This window comes from Peptostreptococcaceae bacterium (assembly GCA_016649995.1).
Taxonomy (GTDB): Bacteria; Bacillota; Clostridia; order Peptostreptococcales; family BM714; genus BM714.
In genome coordinates, this window is sequence record JAENWJ010000045.1 from 1 (window position 1) to 13,752 (window position 13,752).

15 protein-coding genes, 2 tRNA genes and 1 pseudogene are annotated in these 13,752 nt (G+C 42.3%); 10 read left to right on the top strand and 8 right to left on the bottom strand.

All coding sequences use genetic code 11. The features are described from left to right. The first annotated feature begins 135 nt into the window (after window positions 1-135). Complete coding sequence (locus tag JJE29_07395; GenBank protein ID MBK5252440.1) at window positions 136-597, top strand: YbaK/EbsC family protein; 462 nt, start codon at window positions 136-138, stop codon at window positions 595-597. A gap of 2 nt (window positions 598-599) precedes the next feature. Further along, window positions 600-1,064, top strand: a complete 465-nt coding sequence (locus JJE29_07400) for a pyridoxamine 5'-phosphate oxidase family protein (protein MBK5252441.1) — start codon at window positions 600-602, stop codon at window positions 1,062-1,064. Between the two features lie 52 nt (window positions 1,065-1,116). Here the strand turns inward: JJE29_07400 and JJE29_07405 are convergent, their stop codons facing one another. Together JJE29_07405 and JJE29_07410 are read right to left on the bottom strand one after the other, a co-directional pair. Continuing rightward, the gene (locus JJE29_07405) at window positions 1,117-2,457 is read right to left on the bottom strand and encodes a D-serine ammonia-lyase (GenBank protein MBK5252442.1); all 1,341 of its coding nucleotides are present in this window, start codon (window positions 2,455-2,457) and stop codon (window positions 1,117-1,119) included. Between the two features lie 39 nt (window positions 2,458-2,496). Next, a complete protein-coding gene (locus JJE29_07410; protein ID MBK5252443.1) occupies window positions 2,497-3,450 on the bottom strand; it encodes a hydroxyacid dehydrogenase in 954 nt (317 codons plus the stop codon). Between the two features lie 73 nt (window positions 3,451-3,523). Here JJE29_07410 and aroD point away from each other — a divergent pair, with 73 nt between their 5' ends. From aroD to JJE29_07435, 5 genes and pseudogenes are all read left to right on the top strand, one after another. Beyond that, window positions 3,524-4,384: a type I 3-dehydroquinate dehydratase gene (aroD, locus tag JJE29_07415; protein MBK5252444.1), complete on the top strand. Its 861-nt coding sequence runs from the start codon at window positions 3,524-3,526 to the stop codon at window positions 4,382-4,384. Between the two features lie 65 nt (window positions 4,385-4,449). After that, window positions 4,450-5,736: a diguanylate cyclase gene (locus JJE29_07420; protein ID MBK5252445.1), complete on the top strand. Its 1,287-nt coding sequence runs from the start codon at window positions 4,450-4,452 to the stop codon at window positions 5,734-5,736. Between the two features lie 31 nt (window positions 5,737-5,767). Next, window positions 5,768-7,210, top strand: coding sequence for an aminoacyl-histidine dipeptidase (locus JJE29_07425; GenBank protein MBK5252446.1), 1,443 nt, complete (start codon window positions 5,768-5,770; stop codon window positions 7,208-7,210). A gap of 34 nt (window positions 7,211-7,244) precedes the next feature. Then, a pseudogene (locus tag JJE29_07430) lies at window positions 7,245-7,344 on the top strand (S-ribosylhomocysteine lyase). 18 nt (window positions 7,345-7,362) lie between these two features. After that, complete coding sequence (locus JJE29_07435; GenBank protein ID MBK5252447.1) at window positions 7,363-8,262, top strand: sensor domain-containing diguanylate cyclase; 900 nt, start codon at window positions 7,363-7,365, stop codon at window positions 8,260-8,262. 51 nt (window positions 8,263-8,313) lie between these two features. Here the strand turns inward: JJE29_07435 and JJE29_07440 are convergent, their stop codons facing one another. After that, entirely contained in the window at window positions 8,314-8,742 is a 429-nt protein-coding gene (locus JJE29_07440; protein ID MBK5252448.1) for a MarR family transcriptional regulator, read from the bottom strand. A gap of 4 nt (window positions 8,743-8,746) precedes the next feature. Then, window positions 8,747-9,316 (bottom strand): nitroreductase family protein, encoded by a 570-nt coding sequence (locus tag JJE29_07445; protein ID MBK5252449.1) that lies wholly within the window; start codon window positions 9,314-9,316, stop codon window positions 8,747-8,749. A 185-nt stretch (window positions 9,317-9,501) separates the two neighbouring features. On the opposite strand from JJE29_07445, the gene JJE29_07450 reads away from it, so the two are divergent. From JJE29_07450 to JJE29_07460, 3 genes are all read left to right on the top strand, one after another. After that, a tRNA-Leu gene (locus JJE29_07450) sits at window positions 9,502-9,588 on the top strand. 15 nt (window positions 9,589-9,603) lie between these two features. Further along, a tRNA-Val gene (locus tag JJE29_07455) sits at window positions 9,604-9,678 on the top strand. Window positions 9,679-9,773: 95 nt separating this feature from the next. Continuing rightward, complete coding sequence (locus JJE29_07460; protein ID MBK5252450.1) at window positions 9,774-10,106, top strand: glycosyltransferase family 2 protein; 333 nt, start codon at window positions 9,774-9,776, stop codon at window positions 10,104-10,106. Here the strand turns inward: JJE29_07460 and JJE29_07465 are convergent. From JJE29_07465 to JJE29_07480, 4 genes are all read right to left on the bottom strand, one after another. Then, a complete protein-coding gene (locus JJE29_07465) occupies window positions 10,047-11,555 on the bottom strand; it encodes a HAMP domain-containing histidine kinase (protein MBK5252451.1) in 1,509 nt (502 codons plus the stop codon). The genes JJE29_07460 and JJE29_07465 overlap by 60 nt on opposite strands. 1 nt (window position 11,556) lies before the next feature. Further along, window positions 11,557-12,249, bottom strand: coding sequence for a response regulator transcription factor (locus tag JJE29_07470; GenBank protein ID MBK5252452.1), 693 nt, complete (start codon window positions 12,247-12,249; stop codon window positions 11,557-11,559). A gap of 92 nt (window positions 12,250-12,341) precedes the next feature. Beyond that, complete coding sequence (locus JJE29_07475; protein MBK5252453.1) at window positions 12,342-12,803, bottom strand: DUF4342 domain-containing protein; 462 nt, start codon at window positions 12,801-12,803, stop codon at window positions 12,342-12,344. A 188-nt stretch (window positions 12,804-12,991) separates the two neighbouring features. Beyond that, window positions 12,992-13,480, bottom strand: a complete 489-nt coding sequence (locus JJE29_07480) for a hypothetical protein (protein MBK5252454.1) — start codon at window positions 13,478-13,480, stop codon at window positions 12,992-12,994. Window positions 13,481-13,752 lie beyond the last annotated feature (272 nt).

Genomic DNA, 13,752 nt, shown 5'->3' on the forward strand with positions numbered 1-13,752 from the left:
AAGGAAAAGCACTCCCATGAAGGTGTCGTGGAGACAGCGAATGCCGCGTCGGAGCGATTGAGCGCGTGGGTCGATGCAGTAATACCTGAAATGCTATAAACGGTGTACATATATCAAAGATGGAGGGGGATAAAAATGAGCATTGAGAGCGTGAGAAAGGAATTTGAAGAAAAGAGGTTTGCTTACAAAATCATTGAATTTGAAGCAAGTACCGCAACTGTCGAGTTGGCGGCAGAGGCACTGGGCGTAGAGCCCGGCAGAATTGCAAAGACGATGGCATTCGACCTAAAGGGCGAGGATGTCCTAGTTTTAATGAAGGGCGACACAAGGATAGACAACAAGAAATTTAAGGCCGTTTTTGGCAAAAAGGCCAAGATGGTGCCGTCCGAAGTCATAGAGGAAAGAACAGGCCATCCAATGGGAGGGGTATGTCCTTTTGGCAATGTAAAAGGCCTAAGAGTTTTTATGGATGAAAGTCTCAAGGTGTACGATGTAGTGTATCCCGCTGCGGGGTCGAGGCATTCAGCGGTTGAGATATCGGTTAAGGAATTGGCTGCCTATACCGGAAACAAATGGATTTCAATAGGAAAGGAGTAGACATGGCAAGAGAAATGCGCAGAAAAGACAGGCAGGTTTCGGAAGAAAAGGCCTGGGAAATGATGAGAAACGCTGAGTGGGGAACTCTGTCCCTTGCATCGGCGGGTGGCGAGCCATACGGAGTGCCCGTCAATTTTGCCTGTAACGATAAAACAATATACATACATTGTGCAAAGGAAGGACGAAAGTTGGACATTATAAAAGAGAATGGAAGAGCGGCGTTTTGCGTAGTTCCTTTAGCCGAAACAAGGCCGGAAACATTTACAACCGCATACTCAAGCGCAATGGCGACGGGAAGGATTTGCATAGCTCCCGAGGGGGATAAGCGAAGGGCCCTCGAACTCCTGATTGAAAAATATTGCGCTGGGCTTGAGAAAGAGGGAACGGCATATATCGACAAGCTATACGCCAGAACGGAAGTCATAAAGTTTGTAGTAGAATCAATTTCAGGGAAATCGAATATTTGACGAATAATGAAAGCGATGCATGGATTTAACCATGCATCGCTTTTGTCTTATATCAGGCCTTGGATTTTTCGTAATAGGCTTTCATCGTTTCTGCGGGGACCATGCTGCCTCCTGTAGCCCAGGGGAGGTGAAGTATGTTCTTGGCCTTCAATCCGTGCTTTTTCAGATATGCTTTGCCCTCATCGCTGCTTTCAACAAGGCAGGGTCCGGGGAAGCCGGCCAATGCGGACGGTTCCAGCCACAAATCTTCGCTGTCGCCCAAAAGACCGAGGAGCCTGTAGAGGCGCTCGTCTGTGGCGGTATATATTCCACTTATGAGGTTTTCCATTGTTTTTCCGACAAAGCCGGAAGGCCTTCCCACAGCCAAACCATCGGCATCTGTCAAGTTGTCTATCCCAAAGTCCTGAACCGATACCCTTTCGTGGAGACCGGTCATCATGCCTATGAGCATGCACGGAGAGTGTGTGGGTTCGGCGAAAAAGCAGTGTACAGCGTTTCCAAACACAGCCTTCAGTCCAAAGGCTACTCCTCCCGGCCCGCCTCCTACTCCGCATGGAAGATATACGAAAAGGGGATGCTCGCGGTCTATAGAGATGCCAAGCTCTTCAAATTGCGCGGCAAGGCGAAGAGCGGCTACCGAATATCCCAAGAAAAGAGTGCTCGAATTCTCGTCGTCGACAAAATGCATCGAAGGGTCGCCTTCCGACTGGCGACGTCCCTCTTTCACGGCAAGGCTGTAGTCTGAGTCGTATTCTACAACGGCAACGCCCTTGTTGCGCAATAGGTCTTTCTTCCAAGCCTTGGCATCGGATGACATGTGCACGAACACGCGGAAGCCTAATTTTGCGCTCATTATTCCTATGCTTAGTCCCAGGTTTCCAGTTGAGCCGACGGCTATCGAGTATTTCGAAAAGAAGGCTTTGAACCTTTCTTCGGCCAGTACCGCATAATTATCGCTCTTTGTAAGCAGGCCGTTTTCTATTGCCAGATCCTCAGCGTGCTTAAGAACCTCATATATTCCTCCGCGGGCCTTTATGGAGCCGGAAATTGGAAGATGGCTGTCGCACTTGACCATTAATAATCCATTTAACTGGGTATCGCAAAAGTCTTCCAAGGCACTTTTCATTAAAGGAATCTCACGTAAGGGGGATTCTATTATTCCGCTAGAAGGCACGGTTTCCGGAAAAGCCTTCATCAAATAGGGAGCGAACCTTTTGAGTCTTTCAGATGCATCCTTTATGTCATCCATGGAAAGATTTATATTTCCGAAGGCTTTTTCGTAGGATCCATAAAGAGGATTGATCCAAAAGACTTCTTTAGTATTGATAATATTTTTCAATAGGGGATGTTTTACGGTCCATTCATCCATTGTTTTACCCAATACTTTTTTCATAAACAGCTCTCCTTTCAAAAAATGTTTGCCGGTTTGATTTTACAGAATAGAATTTATTTGCTTTCCGTCAAGATAACCGGCTATGTTGTCAAAGGCTATGAAGGCTCTTCTTTCAAGCGCTTCGCGAGTTGCAAAGGCGACATGCGGAAGAACCGTGACACCGGGAGCTCCGAAAAGAGGATGCTTCGCAGGTATTGGAGGTTCCATCTCGAAAACATCTATTCCTGCGCCCGAAAGACGTCCATCATTCAATGCGGCAGCAAGAGCTTCGTTGTCTACAATCGGTCCCCTTGCTGTATTGACAAGCACTGCAGAGGGCTTCATTGAGTCTATCAAATCCTTGTTGACAAGCTTGACCGTGTGTTCATTTAGCGGAACATGAACGGTTACTATGTCGCTTTCACTAAAGACATCCTGGAGACTCTTGTATTCTATTCCAAGGTCTTCGGCTTCCCTTGTTTTGCTGCGGCTGTACGCGATTATATTCATTCCAAAGGCCTTTGCAAGCGATGCGGTGCGCATTCCGATGGCTCCTGTTCCTACTATTCCGAGGGTTTTGCCGAAGAGTTCCCTTCCCACATGTCCGGCGCGGGTGCCGCCCGTACGGATTAGCGTATCGCAGGCAGGTATGTGTCTGTATACCGATATCATAAGGCCTATTGCAAGCTCGGCTACTGCCGGGGTAGAATAGCCGGCGCAATTGCTTACATGTATGCCCCTTTCCCTGCATGCTTCAAGATCGACATGGTCAACTCCGGTGAATGCAACCGAAACGAATTTCAGATTGGGAAGGGCTTCAATTACTGAGCGGTTCAATGGATTATTGGCTATTATTAGAACATCTGCATCCATGCACCTCGATATGTATTCGGCATCATTTTTTGGAGGGGTTTCGAAAACGGACAGATCAAGGTCTTCGGAAAGTTTTTCTCCGGCAAGAGCCCTGAGGCCATCAATGGAAACACCCAGTGGTTCTGAAATTACAACATTCATATCTGTTACCTCCAATTTAATAGTATCTCTATTGATTATATCAAAAAACTCGGTATTATTTGCAGTTTTGAACTTGATTTGGGGAACTTCAGCCGAACATAATTATGGTATTATAAGAATAAAAGAAAAGGTAACGGTGGATATGGAAAACAATGAACGAATCATTCCTGAAATTTGCGGAACCATAAGCGGACGGACGGCTGAGGCCTTTAGAAAGCAATTCATGGAAGCGGAAAAATATAAAATTGGAATAATCGAGTGGCGGCTGGACGCAATGGTGGAGACATACGAATCCTTCCAAAGAGAGAATGAAAGCATAAGAGCCTGCATAGAAATATTGAGAAAAACCCAAAAGCAGGTGATACTGACGCTTAGGAGCTTCAAGGAAGGCGGTTTTTTCAAAGGAAATTCCAAGGAATACTTTGAAATTTTAATGGCGATGGATACACTTTTCGGTTTTGGTATGATTGACATAGAATACGCAAGATGGATTGACAATGCTGCCGGATATTTGGAAAAATTGCCGGGAAGCGGCAGTAAAAGAATCGTTTCACATCACGACTTTGAAAGGGTTCCCGAAAGCTCGGAAATATTAGCCTTGTTTGGTAAAATGGAAAGGCTTGACGCTGCCTTCGTTAAGGGAGCCTTCATGCCTAAAGATTTTTCAGATACCCTTAGGCTTATGGAGGTTGCGCTTGACTTCAACAGGGAGCATCCGGAAAGAAAGCTTATATACATGGCCATGGGAGAGGCAGGGATGACTAGCAGGATTCTAACCGGAGAGGCCGCTTCGGCAATAACCTATGGGAGCGTTGACACGAAAAATTTGGCTGCTCCGGGACAACTGGATCTGGGCACATTGACAGAGATTCTAAACCTTCAAAGAAGAGGAATTCAAGTGGAAGCGTCAATGCTGCCAAAATTCAAATTATGATATAATGAATTCATGATAATCATGGTTTTAAATGAGGAGAGAGTTACTTTGCGGGAGGGTTGCAAATGGATAAAGAAAAATATGAAGGATGGCGGAAGGACGCATTTCTATTAGGTATACTTGCCTGCCTATTTATCAGCAGTTTCTTCAATTATCTTCTTTTCCACAGTCTCGTAGGCATATACAGCATCTCCATCGCTTTCGCTGTATTCATGATTGCTTGGAACGCAAGAGAATACAACAAGGGCAGCTATATAATATTCCTCGGAATAGCATATCTGTTCATAGGGTTCATCGATTTGATGCACATGCTTTCATTTAAAGAAATGAACATATTTGTCGGCCATGAGTTTTATGCAGGGCAATTTCGGATTGCCGCCAGATGGATGGAAAGTTTGACTTATTTTGTTGCATTCAGCTTTAACGATAAAATAAAGCTTAGGATAAGTTACGAGACAATATTTGCGATATACTTTCTAGCTACAGTTTCAATCGTTTCAAGCGTTCTATACTTCAAGACATTTCCGAAATGTTGCATAGAAGGAATAGCCAATACACCGTTTAAAACTTGGTCAGAGGTCATTATAGTTTTGTTGCTCATGCTGGCATGGCTTTTGCTAGATCGTAGCAGGAGCAGGGTTGGGGAAAAGGCGTATCCGTTCCTTGTATGGGCGATTGTTTTCACGATTTTATCGGAAATGTTCATCTTTATATTTTCGGATTCTCAAGAATTATTCAATCTCATAGGGCAATTTTTGAAACTGGCATCGTATTACATGATCTACAAGGTGGCCATAGACTTGGGAATAAAGAAACCATATGACTCATATCTTAGGGAACATCAGCAAAATGAAACCTTGCTTAAGGATGCCGCTTTGGTAGATATTGAAACGGGCCTTTTAAATAGCAGGGCGTATGAGCGGTTAAAAGGAAAGATGTGGGTATTGCTCAGAAAGACCAGAACCAATGTCAGAATGGGACTTATTTCAATCAATGACTTTGATAAACTCAAAATGGAGTACGGAAAGAGTATGTCGCGGAAGGTTTTGAACGAATTGATTGAAGTAACAGGGAGTGTAATTTCGGATGACTATTTCTTTTTCAGGATAGAGGAAAATACATTTTTACTTCTTTCCGGTGAAGAAGAAGAAAAAATGTTGCATTATTCAGAAACAATAAGAAAGCAAATGAGTATTAATATTATGAGAAAGTATGGCATTGAAGCGAATATAAATTGCGGAATAAGCGAGAAGGATTCGATGATTTCATATAGCATGGACAGTCTCTACGACTCCGCAAATGAGAGCCTTTTAAGAAAAAAAATGAGATATATGATTCGGAATATGGAATAGGATTATTGAGAAAAGAAGGGGTGGTTTGTCAGTGGAAGAAACTAAGGGAATAGATTCAATACTGGGATACTTTAGGGAGATATGCAAAATACCTAGATGCTCCGGAAATGAAAAAGCGGTGAGCGATTTTCTGCTTAATTTTGCGGTGAGCCACGGAGTAGAAGCTATTCGGGACGATAGCCTCAACATAATAATGAAAAAACCTGCAACAATCGGGTACGAAAGTTCGCCGGCGGTAATGCTGCAGGGGCACATGGATATGGTATGCGTAAAGACAGCGGAATCCGAACACGATTTCGAAAGCAACCCCTTGGACATTGAGGAAATGGACGGTTTTTTGTCGGCTAGAGAAACATCCCTGGGAGCGGACAACGGAGTTGCAGTGGCGTATATAATGGCTATTGTTGCGGATAAAAAATTAAAGCATCCGGCACTTGAGTGCGTAATAACTACATCCGAAGAAACAGGAATGGATGGCGTTATAGGACTCGACACGGAAGGATTGAAGTCCAAGATACTCATCAATCTGGACTCTGAAGAGGAAGGCGTTTTTCTGGCTTCAAGTGCGGGCGGCGTAAACAACCAGGTGAATATGCATGTGTCATGGGAAAATGCATTTACAAATGGCTATTGCAGCGAAATATGCATAAAGGGGTTGAAGGGCGGCCACTCGGGGTCTGAAATAGACAAGGGCCGAGGCAATGCCATAAAGCTCATGGGAAGACTGATGGCGGAGCTTGACGGAAGAGGGTTCAGGCTGCTTAGTATTGATGGAGGAAGCAAGAGAAATGCAATAGCGGGACATTGCCGCGTGCAAGTCGTTTCTTCACGCGAATATGCAGATGCGCTTGATGAAATAGTTGTAAGAATGGAAGGGGTATTCAGAAACGAGCTTAAATCATCTGAACCTGAGCTTAAAATAGAAATCGAAGAAAAATCCATAAAGAGCGTAATGCTTGACAAAGCAAGTATGGAAAACCTTGTATCGTTTTTACGGCTTGTACCTTGCGGAGTTCAGACAATGAGCGGGGATGTCCCCAAACTTGTTGAGAGCTCCATCAATCTGGGAGTTATAAAGACAGAGGGCAACGATATAATAATCACGAGCTCTGTAAGGAGCTCGGTCGAATCACTTAAAAATGAAATTAACGGGCGCATAGGAAGCCTTTGCGGTCTTCTGCAAGCAGACATGAAGCTGGAAGCGGATTATCCCGGATGGGAATTCGTTTCGGAATCATATATTAGAGAAATCATGAAAAAAACATATGGGCAGCTATTCGGGAAAGAGCCTGTAATAAAAGCCATTCATGCGGGTTTGGAGTGCGGGTTCCTCAAAGAAAAAATGCCGGGTTTGGATATAATATCGATAGGACCGGATATGTTTGATGTTCATTCGACCAGGGAGCGTCTTGATATAGCATCCACCGAAAGGACCTGGCAGTTCATTGTGAAAACACTTGAAAACATAAAATAAACGGATTTAAAAATATAATAAGGAGACTGGGAAAATGACAAAAATAGAAAGCTTTGAATTGGATCACACCAAGGTAAAGGCGCCATATGTAAGGAAGGCGGCTATAAGCAGAGGAAAGGTCGGATACCGTAAGTTGGCTTCTTGAAAAGTGCATGGAAGCTATTCCCGATTCAAAGTTTGGGGCAATTCTTATTCTTGACGATGAAGGTATTTTAAGAATGCCGACTACCAAGGGCTATCCGGACGAAATGGTAAAAAATTTCCACTTAAAGCCTGAGGACAGCCTGGTATACAGGGATATAGGAAGAATACCCAAAGAGATTTGCATAGTAAGGGAAATCGATAAAAAGTTGAAGGTGCAGAGCCCCGAATTGCTCGTGCTTGAAGGGGAGAGAGTAAAGACATCCCTGGTTGCTCCCGTATGGATAGATGGAAAGTTTTATGGATTTATAAACATAGACAGCACCAAGAACAATGTTTTCGGCAAAGACGACATTGAAATCATGGAGTACATGAGGAATCAGATACAGACAGTCCTTTCAAAACAGCGGAAGTATCAGAAAGAACTCATGTCTATGAGAACCGACAGCCTTACAGGCCTCTTAAACAGAGGGTATCTTGGAGAGATGGCCAAAAAGGCCATTGAATTCGCAAAGAGCTCGGGTCAAAGCCTGTGTCTTGTTATAATGGATATTGACAGAATGAAGCAGATAAACGATTCATTCGGCCATATTGCAGGGGATTTTGTTCTAAAAAGCTTCTCACGGAATTTTTCGGCGGGAATTAGGGACTGTGACATATTGGGAAGGTTTGGAGGAGATGAATTCGTTGCAATCTTTCCCGGTAGCGGAAAAGAAAAAATCAACAAGAAAATGGAGAAAATCCGTAATTCAATGGAGAGAGTTTTTGTCGAATACGAAAAAAAGAATTTGCAGCTAAGGTTCAGCTTCGGGATTTCAGAATATCCCATTGACGGCGATACATTCAAAAAACTTATTAAAACTGCTGATGGCGATATGTATGAGGATAAGAAATCCAGAAAAGAAAAGTGAAAATAAAAAAATCTCAAACGCCGTTTTAGGCAGGATTGAGATTTTTTCTTTTTATTTAAAATTGTTCGATAGCTTTTTAAGCAGCCTCAGCAGCTCCTCTATTTCTTCCGTAGAAAAATTTTCATAGGCGGTTTCAATTAATTCAGCCGAAATAGTCTGGAAGTTAGCTTGAATATCTTTGCCATTTTGTGTCAGAAACACGTAATTGACCCGTCTGTCATTCTTGCAGTGGATTTTTTCTGCATATCCAAACTTTACAAGCTTGTCTACCAATTGGGAAGTGGTAGATTTGTTTCTTGAAATCCGATTGGAGATGTCTTTCATTGCTAGTGGCCGGTCTTCGGCATAAAGAGCCGAAAGAATGGTTTCATGAGAGGCGCATAGTCCGTCTAAACCTTTCGCTTTCAAAAGATTTTCAATGAAAAGTCCGGACTTCTTTCGAATCCGGGTAATATAGTAAATAATATAATCTTTATTCATGAGCCTACCGGATGTAATTTACTACATCTTCGTTTCTGACGGGTGCTTTCCATGCATAGGCGGGATCCTTGTACCCTATGGAAACAGTGTAATATGGAACATAGCCATCGGGAATATTCATTGTTTTCAAATTTTCATCGTCCTTGAAAAAATACTCTGTTAGACCGATGTAGCAGGTTCCTATATCCAGGCTTTCCGCAGCTACCAGCATATTCTGTATGGCATTGGCGCAGTCTGTCAAAGGAGAGTAGGCGTTTTCCTGACGACCTGAAACAATAATAACCATTGGGGCATTTCCCAAAATATGCAGCTTTTCCTTTTCGCCCATCTTTCGGATCCAATCGATATCCGATGCTCTCATTGCTTCCTTGGTTTTATCATTCATCTCATTTATAAATTCCTTGTTTTCAATTACAGTGAAATGCCAAGGCTGAGAGTTATGGCCGGACGCCGCATAAATGCCTGCTTCGATGATTGCATCAAGCTCCTCTTGTTTGATTTTTTCCTGCAAGAATTTTCTGACGCTTCGTCTTTTCTTGATTGTTTCAAGTACATTGTTGCTTAGTGTATTCATAATTTCCTCCTCGAATCCATATTATTTTAGGTTTGCTTTCTTCTTAATTATAGTTCGGCACCGAACTAATGTCAATTAACAAAATTTATGGAAAACGATTTTTCAAAAAAGAGTAGCATATGGGTTTGAATTTTGTTAAAATGTAATATGTAGCCGCGGGATATAATCGCGTGGCGAGTGCCTGTGCGAGGATGGCGGAATTGGCAGACGCGTAAGACTCAGAATCTTATGTCCTTCTGGATGTGGGGGTTCAAGTCCCCCTCTTCGCACCATTAAAATTTATACATGCGGAATTAACTCAGTGGTAGAGTGTTTCCTTGACGTGGAAGAAGTCGTGGGTTCGAGTCCCTCATTCCGCACCATAAAAAAAGACTTAAAAGGGACGTACCTTTTTGAGTCTTTTTTTTATGAGAGTCAAGAGAACTGCCCCATTGTAATTTAGACAAGGAGGTTGATTATGTCCCCCACTCTCAGCATTATTGTTCCAGCATATAAGGTTGAAGCATATTTGGAAAACTGTATAAATTCTATTTTGAATCAAAGCTATGCAGATTTTGAACTGATACTAATAGATGATGGATCACCGGATAAATGTGGCGCAATCTGTGATGCTTATGCCCAATCCGATGAAAGAATAAAGGTTATCCATAAGGATGGTTTGTCATTCATTTTTTTCCGCGCACTATTTTCTACTGTTTTTTTTCAACTGCCTACTGCAAGCTACCCGCTATCACTTATATGGCAGCACAATGCTCATGAGGGTCCCTTCTCCTTCCTTGCTCTTTACTAAAATGCGTCCGTCATGCTCGTCAATTATCCATTTGGCAATAGAAAGCCCCAGACCGCTGCCACCCATCTTCTTGCTCCTTGATTTTTCGACTCGGTAGAACCTGTTGAAAATGAGGGGTATGTCGCCCTTTGGAATTCCGATTCCCGTGTCTTCAACATCCAAAACAATCTTGTTCTTTTTGTTGTAAGACCTTAGAGTTATGCTTCCTCCATCCGGAGTAAATTTCCGGCTGTTTTCTATGAATATTCTTATGGCCTGCTTTATTGCCTTGCGGTTTGCCGAAACCGGCATGTGTTCTTCACATTCGCAAAGGATATTGTGGACAGTGTCAATGAGGCGCGTTTCCCGGGCTATCTCTTCAATGAGTTCATGCATATCGAATTCCGTTTTTTCGTTTCTGATCATATTCTTGTCTGCTCTAGCCAAATAAAGAAGCTTCTCGGTAAGGTCTTTCATGTTGCGGGATTCCTCCCTTATGGCAGTGACAGATTCGTTTAAAACATCCTCGTCCTTCTTGCCCCAGCGGTCAAGCATGTCCGCATAGCCTAGAATTACAGAAATGGGAGTCCTTAGCTCATGGGAAGCATCCGATACAAACTGGTTTTGTTGCTCATATGCGTCCTTGATGCGTTTTGTCATGTCATTGAAAGTAATAGCCAATTCCTTTAATTCGTCCTTGGCTCCTCTCACATCCAACTTTGCGTCTAAATCATTGATCGTTATATGCTTTATTGAATCTGTCATGTTCTTTATTGGAAGCATCATTTGTTTTCCCATCTTCGAACCGGTTATGGTTATAAACAGTATGCCTATAATGTCGAAGATGAAAAGCAGAGCAAAAAGCATAGCAAGATATTTATTTTGCCGGACCAGATTTTTTCTGAGCAAAAGGGTATATGAAGGAGATTCCGCGGGAAAGCTTTCCTCTATTTCGATGATTCCGAGCGTAAAAAAGGTTTTGCCTTCCGGAATGGACAATTCTTTATTGTAAGGAATAAGCGAACCGTTTTCCTGAGGCTTGCCAGAGTAAATCGTTTCGCCCGAGATATTCCGCAGAGAAACCTCTATACTTTCTGCAGAAACCGCAGTGTCAATATATTTTTCGATTTCAGAAACGTCTTCAATAATCCGTTCCTGAAGGAATGTAGAGAAATCCTCTAGCGATTTGGTTTCCTCGATTTCGACATATGCCCTGAAGCCAAACACTATTGCAAAGCTTGTGAAAACAAGTAGAAGAACAAACATTGCAGAATAGTAGAACGAGAACTTGAATCCTATTGAAAACTTGAAAAGGCTGGAAAAAGTTTCAAAAAGATAATGGAGAGCCTTAAAAGGAAAAAGAATTATCTTTCCCATATTTTTGAGCAGGAAAAAGAGTCCCTTGAACAATACGAAGAAGGGAGTCCATATAATTTTTAGATTGTTGGCTTTGCGAGAAGTTTTCTTCATTTTATTCATCCTTGAGAGAGTAGCCTACACCGCGTACCGTTGTTATGAACTTATGATCGAAGGGCTCATCTATCTTGCTTCGGAGATACCTTATGTATACATCTACCACATTCGTGTCGCCAAAGTAGTCGTACCCCCATACATTTTCGAGAATCTGTTCACGAGTGAGGACCATATTCTTGTTTCTTATCAGGTACTCAAGCAGGTCAAATTCTCTCTTGGTTAAATCTATTTCCTGCGAATCGCAAAGAACCTTGTGTTCTTCAGGGCTTAGAGAGAGACTGCCTACAGCGACAGAACCGGATTTTGTAGACTTGATAGAGGGAGATGAACCCCTTCGCTTCATGACCGAACGCATTCTGGCAAGCAACTCCTCTATGGCGAAGGGCTTTGTCACATAGTCGTCTGCGCCCGTGTCGAGCCCGGTTACCTTGTCCATGATGTCGTCCTTTGCCGTGACCATGATTATTGGGATATCAGAGAATTGGCGGATTCTTCTGCAAACCTCAATTCCATTAAGCCCGGGAATCATAAGGTCGAGTAGTATGAGATCGTATTTGTTAGACTCCGCAGCTTTCAGGCCCTTTCTACCATCTTCGGCAATTGATACCTCATAGCCTTCATGAGTAAATTCAAGCTCGAGAAATCTGGCGATTTTTGGTTCGTCCTCAACTATTAAGATTGAAGTTGTCATTTGTTTCTCCCGTTTTTTGTCTTTATACCATTATAACTCAAAACGTAAAAAAAATAACAGCCTACCCTTCGGCAGGCTGTTATGACACCAATCTATTCGGATTTCAAGTCCTCGCCCATTGATTTTACAGAATCAGAAACCTTGTCAAAATACTTGTTTACAGCCATGTCCTTTCCAGATTCGTTCTTAAACTGTATTCGGTATCCCGTGAAGAGAGCGACAAGAAGCCCTACTACAACAAACGGGGTAGCGAATATGGCAAGCACAACTGCCAAAGTCAGCGGAAAGTTAAGAAGAATGCCGTTTTCATTCTTGAGTATGAATCTGATCTTGTTCATTCTTTTGAAGAAATTCTTAAGACTGTTCCAGAAACCCGCGCCTTCGTTCTTTGAACCGGCTGAGTTTTTCTTTTCGGAAACCTTGTTTTGCTTCTCGAGCATTACCAGGGCCTCTACCATATCTCCTTCAGCTTGCTCCAATGCCTCTTTGGCTTCCTTGTAGCTTACATTTGCACGGGCCCTCAAGAAGTCGATTTGCTCTAAAGTGATTTTCATTTTGTTACCTCCAATGTTTTGTTTTCTATATTTTCATTATAGGAGGTCTTTATTAGAAGGAAATTAAGCTAAAATTAGAATTGGATTAGAAAAAACGCCATTATTATTTCAAGTGCCTTTTACTGCTTGTATACCCTTCGGGAGAAATAAAAAAAACCGGATTTTTCAATCCGATTTTAACTGTTTTTTTATTTGAAGCTGTATGGTTCCTTCTTGAAATAGATTCTTTCCGAAGAATTTTTGACCTCGTGTATTTTTTCGAGAATATCCTCGGTTTTCTGGCGGATCTCGTTCAAATTATCCTTTGACACATTGTAATAAAGGAACAAATCCTCAAAAGTCCTTACAAGCTTTGTTATATTGGTGTCAATTTCTATGAATTCATCGAAATTTTTGCTATGCATTGCATTGTTGAACTGCTCGAAGTCGATTTTAATGATTTCAAGAATGTCCTCTTCGGTGTCGAAATCGCCCATTGGAATGACATATGGTTTTGTGCGTTCAAGGAAAAAAGTGTTGTTCCTGTTTGTGTGATAGATGTAGTTGATCTTTATGTCTTTTATCAAGAACTTGACCATGCACATTGTACCATGGAAATCAATAACCTTAGCGCCCATTCTTTCGAGTTCTTCTTTTACATACTCATGGTTTAAAAGCCTTGACGACAAGCTTATCATAAAACGCGCCCCCTTGCTTTGTGATTGCATTTAATTATACCATTTAAATAGGATTAACGGTTTGAATTTGCATTAAACCTGCAAAGGGCTGTTGAATATACGAATAGGAAGAGTATACTTGTAACATGAATATTTAGAAAATAAAGGTTTCTTATGAAAGAAGGGATTTTTGTGGAAGAAGGATACGATTTTTTGCTTCAGCTGGCGCTTGTTCTTCTTGCGGGCAACATAGGCGGACTCATCAGCAAAAAATTCAAGCAGCCCCAGGTTCT

Coding starts and splice junctions, on each gene's coding strand:
- JJE29_07395 (MBK5252440.1), top strand. CDS start 136: ATGAGCATTGAGAGCGTGAGAAAGGAATTTGAAGAAAAGAGGTTTGCT.
- JJE29_07400 (MBK5252441.1), top strand. CDS start 600: ATGGCAAGAGAAATGCGCAGAAAAGACAGGCAGGTTTCGGAAGAAAAG.
- JJE29_07405 (MBK5252442.1), bottom strand. CDS start 2,457: ATGAAAAAAGTATTGGGTAAAACAATGGATGAATGGACCGTAAAACAT.
- JJE29_07410 (MBK5252443.1), bottom strand. CDS start 3,450: ATGAATGTTGTAATTTCAGAACCACTGGGTGTTTCCATTGATGGCCTC.
- JJE29_07420 (MBK5252445.1), top strand. CDS start 4,450: ATGGATAAAGAAAAATATGAAGGATGGCGGAAGGACGCATTTCTATTA.
- JJE29_07435 (MBK5252447.1), top strand. CDS start 7,363: ATGGAAGCTATTCCCGATTCAAAGTTTGGGGCAATTCTTATTCTTGAC.
- JJE29_07440 (MBK5252448.1), bottom strand. CDS start 8,742: ATGAATAAAGATTATATTATTTACTATATTACCCGGATTCGAAAGAAG.
- JJE29_07445 (MBK5252449.1), bottom strand. CDS start 9,316: ATGAATACACTAAGCAACAATGTACTTGAAACAATCAAGAAAAGACGA.
- JJE29_07460 (MBK5252450.1), top strand. CDS start 9,774: ATGTCCCCCACTCTCAGCATTATTGTTCCAGCATATAAGGTTGAAGCA.
- JJE29_07465 (MBK5252451.1), bottom strand. CDS start 11,555: ATGAAGAAAACTTCTCGCAAAGCCAACAATCTAAAAATTATATGGACT.
- JJE29_07470 (MBK5252452.1), bottom strand. CDS start 12,249: ATGACAACTTCAATCTTAATAGTTGAGGACGAACCAAAAATCGCCAGA.
- JJE29_07475 (MBK5252453.1), bottom strand. CDS start 12,803: ATGAAAATCACTTTAGAGCAAATCGACTTCTTGAGGGCCCGTGCAAAT.
- JJE29_07480 (MBK5252454.1), bottom strand. CDS start 13,480: ATGATAAGCTTGTCGTCAAGGCTTTTAAACCATGAGTATGTAAAAGAA.